This window comes from Streptococcus pseudoporcinus LQ 940-04 (assembly GCF_000188035.1).
GTDB lineage: Bacteria > Bacillota > Bacilli > Lactobacillales > Streptococcaceae > Streptococcus > Streptococcus pseudoporcinus.
Genome location: NZ_AEUY02000005.1, coordinates 56,138 through 82,175, shown reverse-complemented (window position 1 = coordinate 82,175; position 26,038 = coordinate 56,138). Strand labels below are relative to the sequence as shown.

The 26,038-nt window shown below is 37.3% G+C and carries 26 protein-coding genes; all 26 read left to right on the top strand.

Annotated features, from left to right (window positions below; genetic code table 11):
- Window positions 1–16: 16 nt before the first annotated feature.
- The 26 genes from STRPS_RS01840 (at window position 17) to STRPS_RS01720 (ending at window position 25,979) form a co-directional block, all read left to right on the top strand.
- Window positions 17–856, top strand: coding sequence for an SDR family oxidoreductase (locus tag STRPS_RS01840; RefSeq protein ID WP_007894659.1), 840 nt, complete (start codon window positions 17–19; stop codon window positions 854–856).
- A gap of 160 nt (window positions 857–1,016) precedes the next feature.
- Window positions 1,017–1,820 (top strand): HAD family hydrolase, encoded by an 804-nt coding sequence (locus STRPS_RS01835; protein ID WP_007894774.1) that lies wholly within the window; start codon window positions 1,017–1,019, stop codon window positions 1,818–1,820.
- A gap of 25 nt (window positions 1,821–1,845) precedes the next feature.
- Window positions 1,846–3,636, top strand: a complete 1,791-nt coding sequence (locus STRPS_RS01830) for a glycoside hydrolase family 3 protein (protein ID WP_007894687.1) — start codon at window positions 1,846–1,848, stop codon at window positions 3,634–3,636.
- A gap of 142 nt (window positions 3,637–3,778) precedes the next feature.
- Entirely contained in the window at window positions 3,779–4,330 is a 552-nt protein-coding gene (locus tag STRPS_RS01825; RefSeq protein WP_007894734.1) for a GNAT family N-acetyltransferase, read from the top strand.
- Window positions 4,323–5,606, top strand: coding sequence for a CBS-HotDog domain-containing transcription factor SpxR (spxR, locus tag STRPS_RS01820; RefSeq protein WP_007894805.1), 1,284 nt, complete (start codon window positions 4,323–4,325; stop codon window positions 5,604–5,606). Before STRPS_RS01825 ends, spxR begins: the two co-directional genes overlap by 8 nt.
- A 32-nt stretch (window positions 5,607–5,638) precedes the next feature.
- Complete coding sequence (locus tag STRPS_RS01815; protein WP_007894795.1) at window positions 5,639–6,499, top strand: methionyl aminopeptidase; 861 nt, start codon at window positions 5,639–5,641, stop codon at window positions 6,497–6,499.
- 1 nt (window position 6,500) lies between these two features.
- Complete coding sequence (locus STRPS_RS01810; RefSeq protein WP_007894663.1) at window positions 6,501–7,460, top strand: YihY/virulence factor BrkB family protein; 960 nt, start codon at window positions 6,501–6,503, stop codon at window positions 7,458–7,460.
- Window positions 7,461–7,549: 89 nt separating this feature from the next.
- Window positions 7,550–8,833 carry a 3-phosphoshikimate 1-carboxyvinyltransferase gene (gene aroA / locus STRPS_RS01805; RefSeq protein WP_007894812.1) on the top strand — a complete coding sequence of 428 codons (1,284 nt, stop codon included), beginning with the start codon at window positions 7,550–7,552 and terminating at the stop codon, window positions 8,831–8,833.
- Complete coding sequence (locus tag STRPS_RS01800; protein WP_007894705.1) at window positions 8,826–9,317, top strand: shikimate kinase; 492 nt, start codon at window positions 8,826–8,828, stop codon at window positions 9,315–9,317. Before aroA ends, STRPS_RS01800 begins: the two co-directional genes overlap by 8 nt.
- A 160-nt stretch (window positions 9,318–9,477) precedes the next feature.
- Entirely contained in the window at window positions 9,478–10,956 is a 1,479-nt protein-coding gene (locus STRPS_RS01795; protein WP_007894610.1) for an LCP family protein, read from the top strand.
- A gap of 71 nt (window positions 10,957–11,027) precedes the next feature.
- The gene (gene rlmD, locus STRPS_RS01790; protein ID WP_007894741.1) at window positions 11,028–12,389 is read left to right on the top strand and encodes a 23S rRNA (uracil(1939)-C(5))-methyltransferase RlmD; all 1,362 of its coding nucleotides are present in this window, start codon (window positions 11,028–11,030) and stop codon (window positions 12,387–12,389) included.
- The gene (locus STRPS_RS10680) at window positions 12,386–12,547 is read left to right on the top strand and encodes a hypothetical protein (RefSeq protein WP_001843395.1); all 162 of its coding nucleotides are present in this window, start codon (window positions 12,386–12,388) and stop codon (window positions 12,545–12,547) included. The genes rlmD and STRPS_RS10680 overlap by 4 nt, the downstream gene beginning before the upstream one ends.
- 3 nt (window positions 12,548–12,550) lie before the next feature.
- Window positions 12,551–12,832 (top strand): CD1845 family protein, encoded by a 282-nt coding sequence (locus tag STRPS_RS01785; protein WP_126476003.1) that lies wholly within the window; start codon window positions 12,551–12,553, stop codon window positions 12,830–12,832.
- Between the two features lie 90 nt (window positions 12,833–12,922).
- Window positions 12,923–13,693 (top strand): replication initiator protein A, encoded by a 771-nt coding sequence (locus tag STRPS_RS01780; protein ID WP_007896428.1) that lies wholly within the window; start codon window positions 12,923–12,925, stop codon window positions 13,691–13,693.
- The gene (locus STRPS_RS01775) at window positions 13,690–14,541 is read left to right on the top strand and encodes an ATP-binding protein (protein WP_000588833.1); all 852 of its coding nucleotides are present in this window, start codon (window positions 13,690–13,692) and stop codon (window positions 14,539–14,541) included. The genes STRPS_RS01780 and STRPS_RS01775 overlap by 4 nt, the downstream gene beginning before the upstream one ends.
- Window positions 14,538–15,023 carry a PcfB family protein gene (locus STRPS_RS01770; protein ID WP_007896479.1) on the top strand — a complete coding sequence of 162 codons (486 nt, stop codon included), beginning with the start codon at window positions 14,538–14,540 and terminating at the stop codon, window positions 15,021–15,023. The genes STRPS_RS01775 and STRPS_RS01770 overlap by 4 nt, the downstream gene beginning before the upstream one ends.
- The gene (locus STRPS_RS01765) at window positions 15,020–16,804 is read left to right on the top strand and encodes a VirD4-like conjugal transfer protein, CD1115 family (protein ID WP_007896201.1); all 1,785 of its coding nucleotides are present in this window, start codon (window positions 15,020–15,022) and stop codon (window positions 16,802–16,804) included. Before STRPS_RS01770 ends, STRPS_RS01765 begins: the two co-directional genes overlap by 4 nt.
- A gap of 166 nt (window positions 16,805–16,970) precedes the next feature.
- The gene (locus STRPS_RS01760) at window positions 16,971–17,282 is read left to right on the top strand and encodes a hypothetical protein (protein WP_000807040.1); all 312 of its coding nucleotides are present in this window, start codon (window positions 16,971–16,973) and stop codon (window positions 17,280–17,282) included.
- Window positions 17,283–17,285: 3 nt separating this feature from the next.
- Window positions 17,286–17,501 carry a Maff2 family mobile element protein gene (locus STRPS_RS01755; protein ID WP_000394208.1) on the top strand — a complete coding sequence of 72 codons (216 nt, stop codon included), beginning with the start codon at window positions 17,286–17,288 and terminating at the stop codon, window positions 17,499–17,501.
- 19 nt (window positions 17,502–17,520) lie between these two features.
- Window positions 17,521–18,384, top strand: coding sequence for a VirB6/TrbL-like conjugal transfer protein, CD1112 family (locus tag STRPS_RS01750; RefSeq protein WP_007896405.1), 864 nt, complete (start codon window positions 17,521–17,523; stop codon window positions 18,382–18,384).
- 17 nt (window positions 18,385–18,401) lie between these two features.
- Complete coding sequence (locus STRPS_RS01745; RefSeq protein ID WP_007896551.1) at window positions 18,402–18,665, top strand: hypothetical protein; 264 nt, start codon at window positions 18,402–18,404, stop codon at window positions 18,663–18,665.
- Window positions 18,666–18,668: 3 nt separating this feature from the next.
- Window positions 18,669–19,058 carry a PrgI family protein gene (locus STRPS_RS01740; RefSeq protein WP_007896228.1) on the top strand — a complete coding sequence of 130 codons (390 nt, stop codon included), beginning with the start codon at window positions 18,669–18,671 and terminating at the stop codon, window positions 19,056–19,058.
- Window positions 18,970–21,399: a VirB4-like conjugal transfer ATPase, CD1110 family gene (locus tag STRPS_RS01735; RefSeq protein ID WP_037598881.1), complete on the top strand. Its 2,430-nt coding sequence runs from the start codon at window positions 18,970–18,972 to the stop codon at window positions 21,397–21,399. The genes STRPS_RS01740 and STRPS_RS01735 overlap by 89 nt, the downstream gene beginning before the upstream one ends.
- 4 nt (window positions 21,400–21,403) lie before the next feature.
- On the top strand, window positions 21,404–23,563 hold the full coding sequence (locus STRPS_RS01730; protein WP_007896190.1) for a CHAP domain-containing protein: 2,160 nt from the start codon (window positions 21,404–21,406) through the stop codon (window positions 23,561–23,563).
- A 12-nt stretch (window positions 23,564–23,575) separates the two neighbouring features.
- A complete protein-coding gene (locus STRPS_RS01725) occupies window positions 23,576–23,812 on the top strand; it encodes a hypothetical protein (RefSeq protein WP_000711923.1) in 237 nt (78 codons plus the stop codon).
- Window positions 23,790–25,979: a CD1107 family mobile element protein gene (locus STRPS_RS01720; protein ID WP_007896303.1), complete on the top strand. Its 2,190-nt coding sequence runs from the start codon at window positions 23,790–23,792 to the stop codon at window positions 25,977–25,979. The genes STRPS_RS01725 and STRPS_RS01720 overlap by 23 nt, the downstream gene beginning before the upstream one ends.
- The last annotated feature ends 59 nt before the right edge of the window (window positions 25,980–26,038 follow it).

The following is a 26,038-nucleotide window of genomic DNA, read 5'->3' as shown; positions in this document are numbered from 1 at the left end:
TAAGAGAGGAAAGAATATGTCTAGAATAATTGATTTTAAAGATAAGGTTGTCGTTGTTACAGGTGCAGGTGGAGTCCTTTGTGGTTTTATGGCTAAAGAGTTTGCCAAAGCCGGTGCTAAAGTTGCGCTTTTAGATTTAAACCAAGATGCAGCACAAAAATTTGTTGATGAGATTGCAGCAGAAGGTGGCATTGCAAAAGCCTATAAGGCTAATGTGCTTTCAAAAGAAAACCTAGAAGAAGTTCGTCAAGCAGTCCTTAAGGATTTAGGTCCGACTGATATTCTAGTTAATGGTGCGGGTGGTAACTCTCCTAAAGCAACAACTGATAATGAATTTCATGAGGTTGATTTACCATCTGAAACAAAATCTTTCTTTGATTTAGATGAAAGTGGTATCAGTTTTGTATTTAATTTAAACTATCTTGGAACCTTACTTCCAACACAGGTTTTTGCTCAGGATATGGTTGGCCGACCTGGTGCTAATATTATTAACATTTCATCAATGAATGCTTTTACGCCACTAACAAAAATTCCAGCCTATTCAGGAGCTAAAGCAGCCATTAGTAATTTTACGCAATGGTTGGCTGTTCATTTCTCTAAGGTTGGTATCCGTTGTAATGCTATTGCTCCAGGTTTCTTAGTTACTAATCAAAACCGTAGTTTATTATTCTCTGAAGCTGGTGAACCAACAGCCCGTGCTGAAAAAATCATTAATAACACACCGATGGGACGATTTGGAGAGGCTGAAGAGCTTATTGGTGGACTCTTCTTCCTAGCTGATGAAAAATCAGCAAGTTTTGTTAATGGAGTTGTCCTACCAATTGATGGTGGCTTTGCCGCTTACTCTGGTGTCTAAGAGCCAGTCTAAGGATTATTCGATTGTTCTTGATTTACTAGTCAGATTTAAGGGGAAAGGTCACGTGCATAGAGACCTTTTTACCTTGTTTAGAGAGTAAAAAGATCAAGACATACTATTGTGTGGCGATTAGTCTACACGTAACTATTTGGAGGTTCATATGACAAATAAACAGCAAAACTATGTCTTTTGTGTGGATTCAGATGGTTGTGCTATGGATACCATGACCTATAAACACCAGTTGTTTTTTGGCCCTTTAGCTGCAGACATTTTTGAAGTTAATGATAAAGAAATATTTTTGCAAGAATGGGATCGCATTAATCTCTTTTCTGAAACGAGAGGGGTGAACCGATTTGTTGGTTTGGTAATGGGGTTGGAATATGCTGGGGTTTCTGGTATTACAGCTTTAAAAAATTGGGTTGAAACGACAAACTCATTGTCAAATCAGTCTCTAGAAGCAGAGATTGCTAAGGAAGCTAGTCAGGATTTAATCAAAGCCTTGCAATGGTCAAATGAAGTTAATCATCATATTAAAAGTTATGAAGGTCAAGCTTTAGCCTTTGAGGGTACAAAAAAGGCTCTAGAAAAATTAGGTCAGGTTGGACAGGTCTTTGTTGTTAGTTCAGCTAACAAAGAAGCTGTAGAAGAAGAGTGGAAGGACCAGGGGTTAATTCCTTATGTTGCTGACCTCTATTGTCAAGATCGTGGGAAGAAAGAAGATGTCATTGCTCAACTGATAAGTGAGGGCTATGATCAATCAAAAATCCTAATGATTGGTGACTCTCCAGGAGATTTGGCCGCAGCAGAAATGAACCAAGTATCTTTTTATCCGATTTTAGTTGGTCAAGAAAAAGCTTCTTGGTTGGCGCTGACAGAAAAATTCGCAGATCTCTTTATCAGCAATGGCTTAGATGACCTTGAACTAGCCCAATTAAAAGAGAAATTCTGGAAAAATTTACAATAATGCAATAGTTAGAAAGGATAGCAATATGACACATTTAGTAGACTTAAGTAAAAAACCATACAATCTTGATCGGGAAGCTATTGATTGGGTTGAAAAAACAATCGCTTCAATGACACTTGATGAAAAGATTGGACAATTGTTTGTTAATATGGGCAGTAGCCGTACAGAAGAGTATTTAAGTCAAGTTATGACAGACTATAAATTTGCTGCTGTCCGTTATGCACCAGGCCCTGCAGCAGATATTTGGGAGCAAAATTACATTTTACAAACCAAATCAAAAATTCCGATGCTTATCGCTGCCAATACAGAATCAGGTGGTAATGGTGCAGTAACTGACGGCACTAAAATTGGTGATGAAGTAAAGATTGCTGCTACAAATGATCCTAAATATGCCTATGAACTAGGTCGAATTGCAGGATTAGAGGCTTCAGCAGTGGGGTGTAATGCTTCATTTGCACCCATTATGGACTTGAGCCGTAACTGGCGTAATCCCATTATTGCTAACCGTACTTGGGCTAGTGATGTTGACCAAGTTATCGCTTTATCTAAAGAATATATGCGCGGTATTATGGAACATAATATTATACCATTTGCAAAACATTTCCCAGGTGATGGGATTGATGAACGTGATCATCATTTGTCCTATGCTTCAAATCCCATGACCAAAGCAGAATGGATGGAAAGCTTTGGTCGAATTTATGGAGAAATGGTTGATGCAGGTTTACCAGGTATTATGGCTGGTCACATTCACTTGCCTAATGTCGAAAAAGAAATGTATCCAGAGCGGGACTTTGATGACATGCTTCCAGCTTCCTTAAATAAAACACTGTTGGATGAATTATTACGAGGTGAATTGGGCTATAACGGTGCGATTGTAACCGATGCATCACACATGGTAGGGATGACATCATCAATGCCACGCCGTGAGCTTTTACCGACTGCCATTGAAGCAGGCTGTGATCTCTTTTTATTCTTTAATGATCCTGACGAAGATTTAGCATGGATGAAAGAAGGCTATGAAAAAGGTATTCTCTCTGATCAACGCCTTCATGATGCGCTACGTCGAACTTTAGGATTAAAGGCCCGCTTAGGCTTGCACAAGTATGACAATTGCCGTGAGCAAATCATGCTTTCTAAAGACGAAGCAATGGCTTTGATCAATACAGAAGAAGCGAAAAGGATTTCTAATCAGGTTGCTGATGCAGCAATCACCCTTGTTAAAGATAAGCAAAAAGCGATCTTCCCAGTAACACCAGAACGTTATAAACGGATCTTGATAGTAGAAGTAGATGGCTACAAGGGTGGTTTTGGTGCCCTTATTAATTCTGGTAAAAAACGTGCTTCAGATACCTTGAAAGAACTACTAAAGAAGGCTGGACACGAGGTTTCTATTTGGGAAAATACAGAAGAACGCATTAAGAAATTACCAGAATCAGAGCAAGCAGCCGCTATCCAAAATGTTTATGCCTCAAAACGCCCAATTTCAGCGATAACAGATAATTATGACTTGATTATTAATCTTGTAGATGTTAATTCTGGGGGAACAACTCAACGTATCATTTGGCCAGCTGCCAAAGGCACACCAGATCAGCCTTTTTACGTTCATGAAGTTCCAACCATTGTTGTTTCTGTACAGCACCCATTCGCGTTAGCTGATATGCCTCAAGTGGGAACTTATATTAATGCTTATGACGGTATGCCTAATACGATGACTGCCTTATATGAAAAGCTGGCTGGAAAATCGGAATTTAAAGGGGTTTCACCTGTAGATGCCTATTGTGGCCTTATCGATACCCATATTTGGCGACAAAAGTAACTCTTATATGATAAAGAACTCTTTATAGAAAGGGTTCTTTTTTAGAAATTAATACAGTTGCTTACTATTTGCAAACTGTTATAGTAAATAAAGAAAAAATTTGTTATAATTATCTCAAATTAGGCGAAAAGAAGGGGATTTTATGGAGTTTTGGACACAGTTAGCACGACTATCTCTGATTGAAACCGAACGCTTATATTTACGCCCCATAACCTACTTTGATAGTGATGCTTTTTTTGAGTTTGCATCAGATCCTAGTCAGTTGTCTTTTATTTTTCCAGCAGTGGCAACCAGATCAGAAAGTGATTACCTATTGACACATGCTTTTTTGAAAAAACCGCTAGGTTGCTGGGCTATCGCAGAAAAGAATCAGCAAGAGATGATTGGTTTTATCAAGTTTGAAAATATCGTAATCAGCAGTGCATCGGCTGAGCTTGGTTATTTTTTAAGCAGGCCTTATCGGGGTCAAGGCTATATGACAGAAGCGGTTAGGCATTTACTTGCCTTTTCCTTTGAGGAGTTGAGCTTCAAGTGTCTGAGGATTGTGACTCATAAAGAAAATGTTGCTAGTCAAAAGGTTGCACAGGCCGCATCCTTTTCATTAAAACGTGCTTTTAAAGGCAGTGATCGTTATACCCATAAAGTAAGGGATTATCTGGAATACCAAATAACAAAAGGTGACTATCATGAGTAAACATCAGGAAATTTTAGACTATTTAGAGAAACTGGCTATTGGCAAACGTGTCAGTGTTCGCAGTATTTCCAACCATTTAAAGGTTAGTGATGGGACTGCTTACCGCGCCATAAAAGAAGCCGAGAATCGTGGTATTGTTGAAACGAAGCCACGAAGTGGGACAGTTAGGGTTGAGCGCAAAAATCGTATACGTATTGATAAATTAACCTATACGGAGATTGCTCGTATCAGTAATTCAGAAGTTTTGGCAGGGCATTCTGGTTTGAGCCATGAATTTAGTAAATTTTCAATTGGTGCCATGACTGAGAAAAATATTGGCCGTTATTTGGTTAAAGGTGGTCTGCTTATTGTTGGGGATCGTGAGGAAATTCAATTATTAGCTTTGAAAAATCACAATGCTATTTTAGTTACCGGTGGTTTTCCAATCTCAAATCGTGTTCTTTCAACAGCTAATCAACTAGGGATCCCCGTTATGGTGACACATTACGATACCTTTGCGGTTGCAACCTTGATAAATCACGCTCTCTTGAATTTTAGAATCAAGACAGATCTGAAAACAGTGGAAAATAGCCTAATTCCATTAAGTGACTATGGTAAACTTTACGAAACAGACAAAATTGAACAATTTAGTCGTTTGGCTAAAGAAACAAATAATGTCCGTTTCCCTGTTATTAATCAGGATTATCAACTTGTTGGTGTAGTGAGCATGCGAGATATTGTTGGCAAATCAGGACAGCTAACTCTTAAAGAAGTGATGTCGCAAGACCCGATTTTTGTTTCTCCCAAAACGAGTCTAGCTAATGTTGGTCAGAAAATGATTTTTGAAGATTTAAACATGTTGCCTGTGGTGGATGATGATAGCCGAGTTATTGGTGTTATTACTCGTCGGTTGGCGATGGATAATCTGAAAAACAGTCCCTCTATTGCTCATCATACCTATAGTGAACAAATAGTATCTGAACTGGAAGAATACAATCACTATTTCCAACTGGTTGTTGAACCTAATATGATTGACAGTACTGGCAATCTCGCTCAAGGAATTATCTCGGAAATCTTGAAAGAAATCACACTAAAGGTCTTTACAAGAAAATATCAAAAAAATATCATTATTGAACAAATGATGATATACTTTTTACATGCCGCTCAAATTGAGGATCAATTAAAAATTTATCCTAAAATTATTACTGAAAACCGAAGAAGTGGTGTCCTAGATTTTGAGATTTATGTCAATAGTCAGATAGTCGCTAAAGCGGTTATTACCAGTAAAATTAACTAAGAAGAATATAACTAAATAAGGAGATTCAATAAATGATAACATTAAAATCTGCGCGTGAGATCGAGGCAATGGATATTGCGGGAGATTTCTTAGCAAGTATTCACATTGGCCTACGGCAGATCATTAAACCCGGTGTTGATATGTGGGAAGTTGAAGAATATGTGCGTAAACGTTGTAAAGAAGAAAACGCTTTACCCTTACAGATTGGTGTTGATGGACATATGATGGATTATCCCTATGCAACCTGTTGTTCCCTAAATGATGAAGTAGCACACGCTTTTCCAAGACACTATCTTCTAAAAGATGGCGATTTGCTCAAAGTTGATATGGTCCTTAGTATGCCCCTAGACAAATCAGTTATTGATGTGGCATCATTAGACTTCAATGATGTTGCTCAAATGAAAAAAGTGACTCAGACCTACAATGGCGGCTTGGCGGACTCATGTTGGGCCTATGCTGTGGGTAAAGCATCTAAAGAAGTGCAACAATTGATGGACGTCACAAAAGAAGCAATGTACATTGGTATTGAAAAGGCCCAGGTTGGTAATCGTATTGGCGATATAGGGGCTGCTATCCAAGCTTACGCTGAAGGTCATGGCTATGGTGTTGTCCGTGATTTGGTCGGACATGGTGTTGGGCCAACGATGCATGAAGAACCGATGGTACCAAATTTTGGTACGGCTGGACGCGGTTTACGCTTAAAAGAAGGTATGGTATTAACCATAGAACCAATGATTAATACAGGAACCTGGGAAATTGATACGGATATGAAAACTGGCTGGGCACATAAAACCTTAGACGGGGGCTTATCCTGTCAATATGAACATCAATTTGTCATTACAAAAGATGGTCCTGTTATCTTAACTAGCCAAGGAGAAGAAAGAACCTACTAAAATGGAAAAAAAGAAAAACCTTTTTACCAGACTAATGGAAAAATGGCAATATGAACCTGTTCAAGCTTTTATGAAACATTTTGCCAGTGCGGAGATGGATTTGTCTTCAATTGCGGTGGCCTACTACCTTATTTTAACGGTTTTCCCTCTGATTATTATTGCAGCAAATATTTTTCCCTATTTAAATATTGATATTTCTGACTTGCTAAATTTGATGAAGCAAAGTTTGCCAGTTGATATCTATAAACCAGCAGCATCTATTGTCACTAATATATTTTCAAAGCCTGCTGGTAGTATTTTGGGAATGGCCACCCTAGCTGGTTTATGGACAATGTCAAGAAGTTTGACATCGCTGCAAAAGGCAATTAATAAAGCTTATGGCGCCTCTCAGCACCGTGATTTTTTAGTGAGTCATATCATTGGTCTCTTAATCAGTGTTTTTATTCTTTTTCTATTAACATTTGTTTTGATTTTTTCAACCTTTTCAAAGGCAGCTATTCAAGTTATCGACAAACACTATCATTTAAGTGATAACATCACGTCACTGTTTTTACTACTGATTCAACCCATTACCATCGTCATCATTTTTATCGGCATTATGGTTTTATATTTTCTGTTACCAAATGTTAAAATACGTAAAATTCGTTACATATTACCTGGGACCTTTTTGACTGCTTTTGTTATGACTTTTATGAGTAACATGCTTGCCAATTATGTTGTCCACAGTGTTGAGCGGATGGTAGATATCAAAATGTTTGGGTCAATTATGATCTTCATCATCATGCTATGGTTCATCTTTTTAGCTCGGATTTTGATCTTTGGTGCCATATGTAATGCCACTTATCAAGAGCTTGACCAAGGTAAATTGGTTGGCAGAAGGGGAAATGTAGCTTCTATTATGGAACGCCTTTTTGGCAAGAAAAAAACAGATAAAGAAAACAAAGATGAAACTAAAGGTTAGAAAGATGATATAGTCTTTCTAGCTTTTTTTTATGCTAGAACTTCCAAAACAGATATGATAGAATGTTAGGGATTGGACAAGGAGAAAGCATGAAACTCACAACGGATTCTAAACCTTTACGCGGGTGCTTAACAATGCCTGGTGATAAATCAATTAGTCACCGAGCCATTATTTTTGGAGCAATTGCAGAAGGAACTACAGAAATTGAAGGACTTTTAAAGAGTCATGATGTTAATGCAACCATCTCGTCTTTTCGAAAAATGGGCGTTTTAATAGAAGAGACAGATCAAAAGGTCATTGTTCATGGACAAGGTTTTTCAGGCCTTAAAAGACCCCAAGAACCCCTTGATATGGGGAATTCAGGGACGTCCATTAGACTCTTGTGTGGGCTTATAGCTGGTCAAGATTGGACTGTGACCCTAAAAGGTGATGCCAGCCTGAGCAAGCGACCGATGGACCGGGTTGCTATCCCACTAGAATTAATGGGAGCTGAGATTTCAGGCCAAGGACCTGTTAAACAACCACCTATTACCATAAAAGGTCAGTCACATCTTAAAGCAATCACTTATCATTTACCTGTGGCTTCAGCACAAGTAAAATCAGCGATCCTGTTAGCAGCCCTACAAACTAAGGGGCAAACCAAACTAGTTGAAAAGGCCATTACACGTAATCATACAGAAGAAATGATCAGGGTTTTTGGTGGTCAGGTTCACCAGTTAGGAAAAGAAATAACTATCCAAGGGCCACAGCCTTTAAAGGGGCAGAAAATTAAAGTAGCAGGAGACATTTCCAGTGCAGCTTTTTGGCTAGTAGCGGGATTAATAATACCTGGGTCAGATATTAGGTTGGAAAATGTTGGGATCAATGAAACTAGAACAGGTATCCTAGAGGTTATCAAAAATATGGGAGGACAGGTCACTATTGAAAACTACGATAGTAAGAATCAATCAGCCCATCTTAGAGTTACTTATTCTGAATTGAGAGCTACCGAAATTTCAGGTACTTTAATTCCTCGATTGATAGATGAACTTCCAATTATAGCTCTTTTAGCAACACAGGCAAAGGGACAAACGGTTATCAAAGATGCTGCTGAACTTAGGCTAAAAGAGACAGATCGAATAGCAGTGGTAGCTGACATTCTCAAAAAAATGGGCGCAAAGGTTGAAGAGAAAGCTGACGGGATGATTATCACGGGCGGTCAAGAGCTAGTAGCTTGTCAAGCAGATGCACAAATGGATCATCGTATTGGAATGATGGCTGCTATTGCTGCTCTTCTTGTCAAAAAAGGGACAATGACTTTAAAAGGCGCAGAAGCTATTGCGACTAGTTATCCTAATTTCTTTGCAGATTTAGAAAGGCTACAAGATGACTAAAGTATTACTTGGCTTCATGGGAGCAGGAAAAACAACAATTGGTTCTCTATTAGATGAGCATTTTTTGGACATGGATGTGATAATCGAAGATAGGATTGGAATGCCTATTACGGACTTTTTTACCCATCATGGCGAAGCCGCATTTCGAGCAATTGAATCAGCTTTGCTAGCAGAATTGATGAGTATGAAAGGAGATTATATCATTTCAACAGGAGGTGGTGTCGTGATCAGTCAATCTAACCGTGAACTTTTACGTCAAAATCGAAAAAATAATATTTTGCTGTCAGCTTCTTTTGATGTTCTGTATGATCGCATTAAAAAAGACAAAGTCTTTCAACGGCCTCTATTTCTAAATAATTCGAAAGAAGATTTTCATGGTATTTTTGAACGACGGATGACCCTTTATGAAGGCCTTTCTGATTTGATTATTAATGTTGACAATAGAACTCCTGAAGAAATTGTGCGTATTATCAATAGCATTTAATAAGCAAATGATGTCTTTTGAAAAGTGATAAGAGAAAGGCAAGACTGCTATGATAAGTCTTAAAAAAGAATTTTTCACAGACAAGTTGGATAAGTTAAGTTATAATAGTAACTATTGAAGTAGTTGAGAGAGAAATACAGTTTAAGCAAATGAGATAGATATGGTAAGAGATGAAAAAAAAGGTTTAACCCACCACGAAGAACTAAGGTATTTTTACTTACTGAGGAATTTAAATTATCTAAGTGAAAATGAGATGAGAGAGTACCGCTATTTAAAAGCCAAAATGGAAGCTAAAATATCGGAGAGATCGACCTCTTATCCTTACAAACCTGAAACGCAAAGGGCATTTGAGAACCAGCGTTTTCAGGATTTTTCTGCTTCCAACCATTACCAAGAAAGGCAAGTCGAGAAGGATAGCAACGCTAATGGTGTTTACCAAGCAGAAGAAACCTTGCCAAGCGGTTTACCTATTTACCCCAGTCAACCGCCAATGTCTCGTAGCTCCAAACGTCATCAAAGGCTTAAGCGAGAAGAAGTGCTAGCTCCTGATAATTTTGAGCAAGAAAGTGCTTTATACGAAACCTATAATAATCCAGAAGCTGGTGCTCGTAAAAAAACTAAAAAGCCAAAGAAAAAAGGAAAGCTAAAAAGGAATCTTAAGATTTTGGCATTCGTTTTGATCTTACTGATAGCCGGTGTCCTTTTTATGTTTGCAAAAGGTTATTTTGATATTTCCACTAATAAAGCCAAGTACAAGCCTGCAGTGACAGAAACTTTCAATGGTGTTGACACTAAAAATGGAACCAATATCTTGATTTTAGGCTCAGACCAACGTGTGACACAAAAATCCGAGGATGCTAGAACGGACACCATCATGGTCCTTAATATTGGCAACGAAGACAAAAAGGTTAAGCTGGTTAGCTTTATGCGCGATACCTTAGTCAATATCCCAGGCTATAGTTATAACAATAATGACTCTTACGACCTCAAATTGAATTCTTCCTTTAACTTTGGAGAACAAGATGGCCATAAGGGTGCAGAAATGGTCCGTAAGACCTTAAAGCACAATTTTGATATTGATGTAAAATATTATATGATGGTTGATTTTGAAACGTTTGCAGAGGCTATCGATACCTTATTCCCAAATGGTGTTAAAATAAATGCAAAATTTGCAACTATTTCTGGAGAAGCTGTAAATTCTGTTGAAGTGCCAGATGACTTACGCATGAAAAACGGAGTTGTACCAGAACAAACTATCAAAGTTGGTGAACAACGCATGGACGGTCGAACTCTCCTTAATTATGCGCGATTCAGAAAAGATGATGATGGAGACTATGGCCGGACAGTAAGACAACAACAAGTTATGACAGCTATCATGTCACAAGTCAAAGATCCAGTTAAATTATTTACAGGATCAGCAGCTATTGGGAAGCTTTATGCTTTGACCTCAACCAATGTTCCTTCTGGTTTTATCCTTCAAAAAGGTTTAAGTTCCGTAACTTCCGGAGCAAAGATGGAGCATGTCACTATCCCAGCTCAAGGCGATTGGGTGGATGAATTTGATATGTATGGTGGTCAAGCCCTATACATTGATTTTGCTAAATACCAGAAAAAATTATCAAAAATGGGATTACGTTAAAGTATGTTATAATGAAGAGTAACTAAGGTTGCTCTTTTTTAGTGCCAACCCCCCAAAGAAAAGGAAAAATAATGTTAAAGAAAAACGATATAGTTGAAGTAGTTATTGAAGATTTAAGTCATCAAGGCTCAGGGATAGCCAAAGTGGATGGCTTTGTCTTTTTTGTGGAAAATGCCTTGCCAACAGAACGCATTACTATGCGCGTATTAAAACTCAATAAAAAAATTGGTTTTGGTAAAGTTGAAGACTATCTGGAAAAATCCCCACATCGAAATGAAAATCTTGACCTTGCCTATTTGAGAACGGGTATCGCAGACTTTGGGCACCTAGCTTACGAAGAGCAACTGCTTTTCAAAGCTAAACAAGTTAAAGATAATCTCTATAAAACAGCTGGTATCAAAGCAGTTGAGCTATTACCAACTATTGGCATGGAGCAGCCCTATGCCTATCGTAACAAGGCACAAATCCCAGTGAGACGGGTGAATGGGCAGTTAGAAACAGGTTTTTTTAGAAAAAATTCCCATGATTTATTGCCTATCTCTGACTTTTACATTCAAGATAAGGAAATTGATAAACTAATCCTCTTCGTTCGCAACCTCTTACGCCGCTTTCAAGTTAGTCCTTACAATGAAGCAGATCAGTCTGGTTTGATTAAAAATTTGGTTGTCCGGCGTGGTCATTATTCTGGTCAAATGATGTTAGTCTTTGTCACTAGCCGACCAAAAGTTTTCCGTGTAGAGCAAATGGTCCAACTCATTACCGAAGCCTTCCCACAAGTTGTCTCCATTATGCAAAACGTCAATGATCAAAATAGCAATGCTATTTTTAGTAAAGACTTCAAAGTACTCTATGGACAAGACTATATCACAGATAGCATCTTAGGCAATGATTATATGATTTCCGCTCAATCCTTCTATCAAGTCAACACCGTCATGGCGGAGAAACTTTACCAAACAGCTATTGATTTTTCAGACTTAAGTGCTGACGATGTGGTTATTGATGCCTATTCTGGTATCGGAACTATCGGCTTGTCCTTTGCTAAAAAGGTCAAAAAAGTTTACGGTGTCGAAGTGATAGAAGCCGCAGTCAAAGATGCTCGAAAAAATGCTGAGAGAAATGGCATCCGCAACGCAGAATTTCTTGTCGGCAGCGCAGAAGCAGCCATGGAAAAATGGAGCAAAGAAGGCATCAAGCCAAGTGTCATCCTAGTTGATCCGCCTCGCAAAGGCTTGACAGAAAGCTTTATCAAAGCAAGCGCAGCTATGGCACCAAAGAAAATCACCTACGTGTCATGTAACCCAGCTACTATGGCCCGTGATATTAAGCACTACCAAGAACTCGGCTACAATCTCATAAAAGCCCAACCAGTGGATCTTTTCCCACATACCCATCACGTCGAGTGCATAGCGTTGATACAAAGAGTGAAATCGTGAAAATACTGCATTTTAAGCAGTTTTATAAGCATTATGTATTTGTAGAAGACGGAGAGGGAGGACGAAAAAAAGTCTTAAAAAATTATATTGATGTGAATGTTTGCATTGATATGGTGTGTGGAGATACAAAGAATGCTTTAGAAAGTGAGGACTACTAAATGATGAGATGGATAATAAAAATAATCTTGTTTCCAATTAGCTTGGTGTTAAGTATCCTCACTGCATTTCTGACATTTCTACTTGGTATCGGAACAGCCCTACTGTATTTGCTGATGATTTTTTGCATATTTGGAGCAATTGCATCTTTTCTGCAAAAAGAAGTTACCATCGGAATCGAAGCATTGATATTAGGATTCTTAGTTAGTCCATACGGAATACCGATGGTTGGAGCAACAGTTATAGCTTTTTTACAAGGTATCAATGAAGCAATAAAATCAATCTAAAAAATTTCATAAAAATGGTTACCAAAGGCGATAGAAGAAAAAACTATCGTCTTTTTCTTTGCAAATTTTTAAGGAGGGAGGTGATCTTGCATGGACTTTGACTATTTCTATAACAGAGAAGCGGAAAGATTTAACTTTCTGAAAGTGCCTGAAATATTAGTAGACGGAGAAGAATTTAAGGGACTGTCTGCTGAAGCCATTATCCTATACTCCATGCTTTTGAAACGCACAGGAATGTCCTTTAAGAATAACTGGGTGGACAAGGAAGGCAGAGTATTTATCTATTTTACTGTTGAAGAAATTATGAGAAGAAGAAATATCTCAAAGCCTACTGCCATAAAAACATTGGACGAGTTAGACAGCAAAAAAGGAATAGGACTGATTGAAAGAGTAAGGCTTGGGCTTGGTAAGCCGAATGTCATTTATGTTAAAGATTTTATGAGCATAATAGCGGTAAAAGAAGATGACCTCTTGAAGTCAAAAAACTTAACTTCAGAAGTAAAAGATTTTAACCTCAGAAGTAAAGAAAATGAACTTCAGGAAGTTCAAAATGTTGACTCTAACTATATAGAGAATAATAAGAGTAAGTATAGTAAGAGAGAATATAGTTTTGGAGAAAACGGACTTGGAACATTTCAAAATGTCTTTTTAAAGGACGAAGATATAGGAGAATTACAAATAAAAATGGCAGGAGAGCTTGATAACTACATTGAAAGATTATCAACCTATCTTCAAAGTACCGGAAAGACATATAAAGACCATAAAGCAACAATTCTTTCTTGGTTTTATAAAGATCAGGGAAGTAAGAAAAAAACCAATATCCCTACATGGGAGGAATATAACAAGGGAGTACATTTATGATTAAAGAATTAGAGAAAGTGATGATAGAAGATGTGGAATACAGCTTCAATCCTGAAAAAGAATACATCAAAGACGGACACGCCTACTGTAAAGTGTGCCATGAAAGAAAAGATGGAAAAGCATTAGACTTTTTCGGAAAGCAGATGATATTTAAGACAGCTTGTAAATGCGATAGAGATAGAGAAGCAAAAGAAAAAGAAAGACAAAAGCAGCTTGAAATCGAGAGATTAAAAAGTATCTGCTTCACATCCATGATTCAATGGGCATATACATTTGAAAACTATCAGGGAAAAGAAAATCAGAGTCTTATCATCGCAAAGAATTTTGTAAAAGATTACGAACTGATGAAAAAAGAAAACATCGGACTCTTGTTTTATGGTTCGGTGGGTAGCGGAAAGACCTATCTTGCCTGCTCTATTGCCAATGCACTGATTGAACAGTATCAGATAAGCGTTAAGATTAGAAACTTTTCACAGATAATCAACGAACTGCAAAAAGGCGGATTTGACCTTGATAAAAACGCATATATAGAATCCCTTGTAAACACTTCCGTTCTCATCTTAGATGATTTAGGAATTGAAAGAGATACAAGCTATGCCAAAGAGCAGGTATATAACATTGTGAATAACAGATACCTAAAGCACAAGCCAACAATCTTTACCACAAATCTTTCATACAGCCAAATTGAAAACTGTACGGAGAGTGTGGAATACCAAAGAATTTACTCAAGAATTATCGAGATGTGTATTCCTGTGATGGTACTTGGAGAAGATTACAGAAAAGTTATTCAGGAAGAAAAATTAAAGAGGAATAAAGAAAGATTACTGACTGGAGGTGAGAGAACTTGATCAATGAAGAAATCGCAAGAAAAACGCTTAACATGGAAGTGAAAGCTGCTAAAGTAACAGGAAAGCTAATTCTGAACTTATTAAAGAAACTGATGAAAGAGGCTGAAAAACTTGGAGGACTGGAAAAGCTGGTTAATGCTAACGGAAATGAAGTGAAGCTCAAAGATATGGTTAAAAAGGGACAGCTTGAAGAAATTCCGGTAGAAGAAGCGGAGCTGAAGGAACTGAAAAAAGAGCTGAACAGATATGGGGTAAAGTTTTCTGTGATGAAAGATAAAGAAAGCGGGAAATACTCCGTATTCTTTCAGGCGAAAGATATGAAAGTAATGGATAAAGCCTTTAAACATGCTCTTTCAGAATCGGAAAAGAAAACGGAAAGGAAAGAGTCCATTCATAAAAGCATAGAAAAGTTCAAGGAGATGGCAAAGAACACTGTTTCTAAAGATAAAGTCAAGAATAAACAAAAGGAGCAGAGCCTATGATAGATAAGATACTAAAAGACATCAAAGGCTTATTTAAGGTGCAAGATAAGGCAAAGTTTCTAAAGCAGAATATTCCCTATCTTGCATTTTTCTATGTGGGCAATATCTTCTCTCACCATGTAAGAGCCTATACGGGTGGCGATGTTATAGATAAAATCTTTCAAGGAATATTAGAACTTAATACCATGAGCTTTATTCCGAGTATTCATGTGGCTGATATTTTAATGGGCGTAGGAGTGGCAGCTATAATTAAATTTATTGTCTATACCAAAGGCAAAAATGCAAAAAAGTTCAGACAGGGGAAAGAGTATGGATCAGCACGATGGGGAACGAGAAAAGATATAGAGCCGTATGTGGATGAAAAGTTCCAAAACAATATCTTGCTTACTCAAACAGAACGATTAACTATGAATGGCAGACCTGCTAATCCAAAGTATGCAAGAAATAAGAATGTACTTGTTATTGGTGGTTCTGGCTCCGGAAAGACGAGATTTTATGTAAAGCCAAACCTAATGCAAATGCACTCGTCATATTGCGTAACAGATCCAAAAGGAACAATAGTCATTGAGTGTGGGAAGATGCTTGAAGATAATGGCTATGAGATAAAAATCTTAAATACCATCAACTTCAAAAAGAGTATGAAGTACAATCCCTTTGCTTATTTGAGAAGTGAAAAAGATATTTTAAAGCTTGTCCAAACAATTATAGCCAACACCAAGGGAGATGGAGAAAAGGCAGGAGAAGATTTCTGGGTAAAGGCTGAAAAGCTATATTACACTGCCCTTATCGGTTATATCTATTATGAAGCACCAGAAGAAGAAAAGAACTTTAAGACACTTTTGGATATGATTGACGCAAGTGAAGTCAGAGAAGATGACGAAACCTATATGAACCCAATTGATAGGCTCTTTGAAGCTCTTGAAAAGAAAGACCCAAGTCATTTTGCAGTTAAGCAATATAAGAAATATAAACTGGCAGCAGGAAAAACGGCGAAGTCTATTCTTATTTCATGTGGTGCAAGGCTTGCTCCTTTTGATATTCAGGAGCTTAGGGACTTGATGAAAGAAGATGAACTTGAACTTGATACACTTGGAGATAGAAAGACAGCACTTTTTGTCATTATCTCTGATACAGATGATACCTTTAATTTTGTGGTGTCTATCATGTACTCACAGTTATTTAATCTACTTTGTGATAAGGCAGATGATGAGTATGGAGGAAGATTACCTGTTCATGTAAGGTGTCTATTAGACGAATTTGCGAATATCGGCTTAATTCCAAAGTTTGAGAAATTGATTGCGACAATCCGTTCAAGAGAAATTTCAGCAAGTATTATCTTGCAGGCACAATCTCAGTTAAAGGCGATATATAAGGATAATGCAGATACGATTGTAGGTAACTGTGATAGCACGCTATTCTTGGGTGGAAAGGAGAAAACAACACTTAAAGAGCTATCTGAAACCTTGGGTAAAGAAACTATTGACCTATATAACACATCGGAAACAAGATCAAATGCCAATAGTTATGGACTCAATTATCAAAAGACAGGAAAAGAGCTGATGAGCCAAGACGAGATAACGGTTATGGATGGTAGTAAATGTATTTTTCAGCTTCGAGGTGTAAGACCGTTTTTATCAGATAAATTTGATATTACAAAGCATAAGAATTACAAGTTACTTGAAGATTTTAATAAGAAAAATGCCTTTGATATTGAGGAATATATCAAGAGAAAAGGGAAAGCAAAATTAAATAGAGAAACGGTTATTACAAGAGTGCAGTAAGTCTAAAGAACATAGATTTGCTGCTTTTTTATTACTCAAAATCAGGAGGAAAGATGGTAAGGATAAGAAGTCCCACTAAGGAAAACTAAATAGCAAGAGTATCAGCGATTGGAAAAGAAAAAACTCCAGTCGCTTTTTTTATTGAAAAGAAAAGGAGAAATTTTTAATGAAGCAAGAAATGATTAACATCAATGCCAACTTATTGGCAGAACCAACTTTTTCGAGTTTTGACAAAGAGGGAGAAGCTGTTGAAGTTGTAAACTTTACGCTTGTAAAAAAGTATGGGAAAGGCAAGGAATATATCAACTGTGCAGCCTATGGAGAAAAAGCGGAGAAAGCAAAAGCCTTTGAAAAGGGCGATTTGATTCATATCTTTGGCTACTTCAAGAAGCGTGAAAAAGAGGGAAAGACTTACAAAAACTTTGTTGTGAAGTCATACAACAAAATTGAAAAGAAAGAAGAAAACGAGGAGGAATAAATTATGGAATTTTTTACACAAGCAGTAAATGTATTAAAGATTTTAGTTATGGCAGTAGGTGCAGGACTTGGAGCATGGGGCGTTATTAACCTGATGGAAGGTTATGGTAATGACAATCCGGGTGCAAAATCTCAGGGCATTAAGCAGCTTATGGCGGGAGGCGGTATCGTCTTAATCGGATTAAAGCTAATTCCACTACTTGCAAATGTACTCAAGTAAGAAGAAAAGGAGAAATTAAATGTTTGGAATATTCGACAAGATAGAGGAGTTTTTCAAAGATCTTCTACTGGGCGGTATCCAAGCAAACTTAGAGTCCATGTTTCTTGACATCAACGATAAAGTTGGTGCGATTGCAACGGATGTGGGAAAGACACCGATGGGGTGGAACGGACAGGTTTTCAGCTTTATTAAAAGCATTAACGACTCTGTCATTATCCCCATTGCAGGGCTAATCATAACGGCAGTCCTTTGTATCGAGCTTATCAATATGGTTATGCAAAAGAACAATATGCACGATACAGATACCTTTGAATTTTTCAAGTACATCATAAAGATGTGGATTGCCGTATGGTTAGTATCCCACGCTTTTCAGTTTTCTATGGCAGTCTTTGATGTTGCACAGCACATGGTAAATAAAGTGGCAGGGGTAATTAACACCTCTGCCGTTATCTCCGGAGATCAGATTGTAACGATGGTAGAAGGCTTAAAAGATAAAGGTCTTGGAGAGCTTGTCATGATACTCTTTGAAACCTCGCTCATAAAGGTGGCAATACAGGTCATTTCTATTGTGATTATGCTTGTGGTTTACGGAAGAATGTTTGAGATATATGTTTACTCATCCGTTTCAGCCATTCCATTTGCAACTATGGGAAACAAAGAGTGGGGACAGATTGGAACAAACTATATCAAAGGCTTATTTGCCATAGGATTACAAGGACTCTTTTTAATGGTTTGTCTTGGAATATACGCAGTATTAGTTAAGACAATACAGATAACAGATATACACACAAGTACCTTTACGATACTTGGATATGCGGTTTTGCTGGGGTTAATGATGCTAAAGAGCGGAACACTGGCCAAAAGCGTATTAAATGCACACTAAAAGAAAGGAAATATATGATGAACAAAAGAAAAACAGTATTGATAGCAGTAGCAGTTGGAACAGGTATTTTGGCAGTGATGGATAGAATCAGGCTTCACAGCAAAGTGAATGACTTGGAAGAAAGAACAAAGGACATCGGTCGCTGCCACAATGATTTTTGTCTAATGCAGGAAAGATATAACAGAAGTATAGATGAACAGATTGCAAGTATTCAGGAAGAAATCGGCTCCGTATATGAGCATATAGAGGAGCTTTCAAAGAATAAAGAAGATGGGAGGTAAGTTATGGCGTATGTACCTATCCCAAAAGACTTAAAGAAGGTAAAAACAAAGGTTGCATTCAACTTGACCAAAAGACAACTGATAGGTTTTACGATTGCAGGAATGATTGGAATACCAATCTATTTATTTATGCGAAAGGTAGTTCCAAATGATATAGCAGTCATCTTTCTCATTGTGTCCACTCTCCCTATATTTTTCATCACTCTTTTTGAAAAGGACGGACTTAGCTTTGAGAAATACTTTAAGTATGTTTACCTTCATAAATTTTATCAGCCACAAAAAAGAGTGAGAAAGGAGGTTTACCTTGAAAGACAAAAGAAAGATTCAGCAGCTAAAGTTAGAACAAAACCAAAAGAAGTTAAGAAGTCAAAAACAGGACTTAAAGCAAAATAAAGGAAAGTCTAAAAAAGATAGGGGCGGATTACTTGACCTTATCTTTAGGAAAGAACCGAAAAGATACACTGTTGAAGATACCATTCCCTACCTTAGACTTTTAAAAAGCGGGATATGTCAGATTGATGAAAAGCATTTTAATAAGAGTATCGCCTTTGAGGATATAAACTATCAGCTTGCCTTAGAAGAAGATAGGGATTTGATTTTTAATCAGTTTGCAAACTTTCTTAATTCCTTTGATCCAAGTATTAGCATCGAATTTTCATATATCAATCAGCTTGGCAGAAATGAAGAAATGAAATCAGCCATTCAAATACCGGATAAAAAGGACGGGTTTGACGATATACGCCTTGAGTTTAGGGAGATGCTTAAAAGTCAGATTGTTAAGGGAAATAACGGACTGAAAAAATCAAAGTATGTAACCTTTACGGTGGAAGCGGATAATTTAGAGCAGGCAACATCAAAACTGGAAAGACTGGAGATAGATATATTATCGAGTCTTAAAAGTATGGGAGTAAGAGCGGAAAGCCTGAACGGAGAGGAAAGGCTAAAGATTCTTCACGATGTGTTAAATCCTAATAAGACCTTTGAATTTTCATATAAGAACTTAAAGAAAAAGGAAAGCACAAAGACATACATTGCTCCTGATGAATTTAACTTTACACCGTCAAGGTATTTTAAGTTTGGAAAGTTTATCGGAGCAGCAAGTCATTTTCAAATCCTTGCAAGTGAGCTTTCAGACCGTATGCTTGCCGAGTTTTTGGATATAGACGATAACATCAATATCTCTTTTCACATCAAGGCAATCGAGCAGTCAGAAGCCATCAAGATGGTAAAAAGGAAAAATACTGATATTGACAAGATGAAGATTGAGGAAAATAAAAAGGCTGTAAGGTCGGGATATGATATGGACATTCTTCCAAGTGATTTAATTACCTATGGAGAAGATGTAAAAAGTCTTTTAAAAGACCTCCAGACAAGAGATGAAAGAATGTTTGTTGTAACCATTATTTTTATGAACTTTGCAAAGACGATTCAAAAGCTGGATAATACCATTTCTCAAATCAGCTCTATTGCCAATAAGCATAATTGCAAGTTAAAAAGACTTGATCACTCACAGGAGCAGGGCTTAATCAGTGTACTTCCACTTGGGGTAAATAAGATTGAAATTGACAGAGGACTAACCTCATCATCTACGGCAGTATTTATGCCTTTTACCACAGAGGAGCTTTTCATAAATTCGGCGAACAGTTTGTATTATGGACTAAATGCCCTAAGTCATAACTTGATTATGGCAGATAGAAAGAAACTGAAAAATCCAAACGGTCTAATTCTCGGAACTCCGGGAAGTGGTAAGTCCTTTAGTGCAAAAAGAGAAATGGCAAATGCCATTCTTACAACCGATGATGATGTGATTATCTGCGATCCGGAAGGCGAGTACGGAAACCTTGTGCGTCAGTTTAAAGGAGAAGTCATAAAGGTTAGCAGTAAGTCAAAAGACTATCTAAATCCCCTTGACATCAATATGAACTATGGCGATGGGGACGCACCGCTGAAAGATAAAGCAAACTTCATTATGTCAATGCTTGAATTAGTAGTTGGTGGTAGCGGTCTTACAGCAGAAGAAAAGTCGGTTATAGACAGATGCCTTCCTAAGATTTATGAAAAGTATTTTGAAAATCCAAAGCCTTGTAATATGCCCATTCTTCAAAACCTATATGATATGTTAAAAAATCAGGAAGAAAAAGTCGGGAAAAAACTGGCAACGGAAATGGAGATTTATGTAACAGGTTCTCTTAATGTATTTAACCATCAGTCCAATGTGGACTTAAATAAGCAGCTTCTTTGTTTTGACATTAAGGAGTTAGGCTCGCAGCTTAAAAAAATTGGAATGCTCGTTATTCAGGATCAGGTATGGAATAAGGTATCGCAAAACAGAGGGAATAAGGCTACAAGGTACTATATCGACGAGTTTCACTTGCTTTTAAAAGACGAGCAGACAGCTTCTTATTCCGTAGAAATTTGGAAAAGATTTCGTAAGTGGGGAGGAATCCCGACAGGTATTACACAAAATGTCAAAGACCTACTGATGAGTAAGGAGATAGAAAATATCTTTGATAATACGGACTTTGTGCTAATGCTTAATCAGGCTTCAGGCGATAGAGAAATTTTAGCAAGGAAACTTAAAATCTCACAGCCACAGCTAAAATATGTAACCAATTCCAATGCAGGAGAAGGACTTTTGTTCTTTGGAAATACCATTGTACCTTTCCTTGATAAGTTCCCGAAAGACACAATTCTTTATCAGAAGATGACAACCAAGCCTGAAGAAGTGAGGTAGGCTTATGGGAAAGAAACTGAAAAAGGACTTTAAGGAAAGGCAAAGGGCAAGGATTGAAAAGGAAAGGTTGCAAAGTAATGGCAGTATAGAGCCTGAAGAAAATAAACTAAAGCATAATGATGATTACAGAGGGAAAATCGTCCATGACAAAGACAGATTTCAAGATAAGGTTCATGAAAAGGTCAGTAAGAGAAGTGCAGAAACTGAATTAAACGGAAAAACTTCTAAAAGAAATGCAAGGTATAGAGCTTCTGATAAGGATAGCGTAGCTTCTGTAACTGAAACAGAAGGTGTAAGTCAAAAAGAAATTGGAAAAGCTGATTATGATACTGAGGTTAAGGATGGAAAAATCTATGATCCTTTAGGAAAAGACCTCGACAATGACGGAATCATAGACAGATATGACAATGACTTTAGGGACAGCGACTATTTTGAGTCAACCTATGATGTAGAGGATAATCTGCAACATAAAGTAGAAGAGACAAAAAGCTTTTCAAAAAGCCAAAAAGCTCAAAAGAAAAATTATAAGAGAAAAAACTATTCCGATAAGCTCTATACCAGAAAAAAGGATAAAGAAGCCAAAGAGGAAAATGCTGACAATAAAAAAAGCGGAAAAGAAGCCATCCTTGATAGAGAAAAGAAAAACAGGATTTCTAAAGAACAGGAAAGAACTTTTAGGGATAAGGCTTCTAAGGTGTCCGCTTTATCAGGACTTGCTAAAGGAAGTGAAACCGTAAGAGATTACTTATCTCATGGAAGTGATGAAAATCAAGGGGTAGAGGCAGGAGAAAAAACAGCCGACACAAGCTCAAAACTCATTCATGGCATTAAGAACTATTCAGATAAGAAAAGAGCAAAAAAAGGATATGACCTTACGAATAAGGACTATAAAATCAGAAAGCGAAAATCCAAGTTAGAGTTTCGAGATGCCAAAGAGGAGCTAAAAAAGACACAGGAGTATCAAAAAGCAAATAACTTTAAGCGATTTCAAAAGCGAAAGCAGATGAAAGATTCCATTAAAAGGCAGAACAAGTCAAGGCTTAGAGATCGCATTAAGGAAGGGCTTATCGGAAGTCTTAAAAGTTCAAAGGAAGTTATATTAAGAAAAGCAAAGGGACTTATGATTATTTTCATAGGTCTTATTATTTTGGGAACTTTCTTTATCAACTTTGCAGGGACAGGAATGACAGGCTTTATGAACTCCACAAGTTCTGTTCTTACAACAAGCTATTTGTCAAAGCCAAATGTCCTAAATGAAATCAATCAGAACTTTTCCGCTATGGAAAGTGAGCTTCAAAACGAGGTTGATCATGTCAAAGAGAATTATCCCGGATATGACGAGTACATCCTAAATAACACAGAGTACATCGGGCATAATGTCCATGAGCTTTTATCCTACATTACATCAAGGTGCGGAGAAGTAAAGAATGTATCGGAAGTAAGCTCCGTATTAAATGAGCTTTTTAAGTCCATGTATGACCTTGAGTATAAGGAAGAAGTGGAAATCAGATATAGGACAGTTACAGAAACTTATACCGATGAAGATGGAAATGAATATACCGAAAGCCATGAAGAACCTTACGAGTACAAGAAACTCATTGTAACCCTTCATAAAAGGGAAATGGACAGTATCATCAGAGAAGTCTTTGCAAACTATCCTGACAATCTAAAGCACTATGAAGCCTTATTCCTTGCTCAAGGCAATATGGGAGAAGCCTTTGGTAATAGCGACCTTATTGCTTCCAATGGAGGTATCGGAGGCGGAAAAGAGTATGAAGCTTCTACGGAAGTTCAAAAGAAAATTGTAAATGCTGCATACATTACGCCATCTCCGGGTGCAGGCTGGTGTGCCATGTGGGTATCGCAGGTCTATCAAAATGCAGGACTTGGATATATTGGCGGAAATGCCTGCGATATGTACCGAAACTACACCTTTACATCAGACAGGTCAAAACTCAAGGTGGGAATGCTTGTAGCGGTGGAAAGCAGTAGTAGTGGAAGTACAGCAGGACTTACCTATGGTCATGTAGGCATTTATATAGGCGATGGCAAGGTAATAGATAATATCGGGAGAATCAGAGTAACTACCTTAGATGATTGGATAGCAACTTTCTGTCAGCATCATCCAGTAGGCTTCGGCTTTCCGCCAAATGTAAACAGATAAGGAGGACACAATTTGAAAAAAGAACTGACAGCAGTAAAAAACAGAATAAAGAAGTTAAAGGATAAAAAGGCTCTGATTGATGAAGAATTGGAGCCTTTGTTCATTCGTGAGGAAGAACTTGAAAACGAAGAAATTATTGCCATTTGCAGAAAGAACAACATTACAATCAGTGATTTAATGGCAAAAGTAAACAGAGAAAAAGCAGAAGTGAAAAAGGAGAAAACAAATGAAAACCAGTTTGAAAAATAAAAGAATTACAGCTATTGTTGTAGCTTTTACCCTGTTAATGGGTGGAGTTTTAGGGGTATTAAAAGTTGGTGCAAAGACAGTATTTGCGTCAAATGAACCGCCTGAAAAATATGAAACATATTATGAACTGAAATTTGAGGATCATACTTCAGATGACACCTTTAGAGGATTTTATTATGTCGGAAAAGAAAATAAAGAAGGTCAGCCATTGAACTTTAAATTTTCCTTATCAAAATCCTTTGAAGAAAAGGGAGGTGTAGTTGTCGATAAGTATAATGAAACCTTTACCAATGAGAATATGGACAAAGAAAATCAGTTAGATGATCTAAGATACATGACAAAGAAAACATATCCATATTATCGAATTCACAATGTAGGGACAGGTGCTTTTACAAGTATCGTTTCTCCAAGAGATAAAGATAATTACTATATTGGAGATATTACAGAAAATGCGGAAGAGCGAACCGTAAAAGGAAAGAAAGCAAATGTCATTGTCTATACCTGCCCTGTTTTACAGTTAAATAGAAAAATTGAGAAAGTAACAGTTGACTATGAGGGAGAGCTTAAAGAGGAAACAAAGAACGCTATTATTGGCAGAGTAAAGGAAGCAAATCCCAATATCAACAATGTAAAAGAAATCAAGATTGTTAAGGACAAGCTGATTATTGAAACATGGAACAGATTTCATACCGGTGTCCCATATCTTGAATTACCTTTAGAGGATTTATATAAGAGGGTAGCGAATGCGTCAGCTCAAACAGACAATAAGGATACAAAGAATCAGGAAAGTCAGACAAAAAGTGAAGTAAAGGTCAAATATCAATATCAGGATGGAAAGGTATATAAGGAGTATTCAGCTTTCTTTGACAAAAATCAGGTGATTGACGCTTCTGATCTTGAAATGCTTCCTGATAACATGAGCTTTAATGACGATTTTGTAAACTACACAGTAAAAGGTGATGGAAGCGATAGTATTATCCGAATTGTAAAAAAGTTAGAAAGTAATGCTCAGACGCAGACAGAAAAGCCAAAAACAGAAGATAAGGGAACTCAAACAGAGCTTAGCAAAGATGATATTTCAAAAATGGAAAAGGAATCTAAGGAACTTCAGGAAAAACTTGATAAGCTAAGTCAGGAGATTAAGGACAAGGATAAATTAAGCGACAAGCAAAAGGAGAAAATCAAAGACCTTGAGGAAAAAATAGATAAGCTGAAGGAAAAACTTGAAAAGAGAAAAGACGATAAGGACTTATCGGCGGATATGAAAAAGGAGATTGAGAAGCTAACTGAGAAAATTAAGGAGCTTGAGAAAAAGACGAATGAGGTTGGCAAGGCTACAGTTACGCATAATCCTACTGTAACACCAATCAGCCCTATCTCTGGAATGAAAACAGGAACAGGAAACTTTCCTCAAACATCTGTAAGTGATACGGGTAAAGGCTCATCATCACAGGATAATACAGGAAAGATTACAAAGGACACAAATGTTGACAAGACCGATGAAAAAGAAAAAGAAGTTCGTTATCCCAATAAGCTGACACCGAAACAGCCTGCCAATAACAGCAGTCAGGATTCCTCTATGGATGGTTCAAGTAAGAATGTAAATACCAATAAAGGAGTTGCTTCTGCTCCATCAAAGGCACGAGGAACTGTTACGGAAAATAAGGATAATGCGAACAAGGATTATCCAATTCGCCATAATGACAGTAAAGATAATAAAGAAACGGATAAATATTCTGCTGATGCAAGACAGTTTGTTACCTTTACTACTAAGAATGGCAAGACCTTTCATTTAATCATCAATCACGATGAGGATAGCGAGAATGTCATGCTCCTAACAGAAGTATCAGAAGATGATCTTCTCAATATGGTTGAAAAGAAAGAAGCTCCGAAACAGGAAATTAAAAAGGAAGAACCTGAAAAAGAAGAACCTAAGCCAGTAAAAAAAGAAGAAAGCAGCAATATGGGAACTTACTTAATTCTCATTCTTGTAGTAGCAGGAGCATTAGGGGCAGGATATTATTTCAAGGTCATTAAGAAAAAAGAAGATAAGGAGCTTGAAGGCTTTGAGGAGGAAGATGATGATTTCTTTTCGGAGGAAGAAGAAAGTGAAAATGAAGTAGATGAAGCAGAAACAGAAGATAAACAGGCTGATGAGGTAGAATGAGTTTGCACCCAAAACTATACAATATTTGGTGCAAAACACAGGGCGAGAGAGTAAAATCT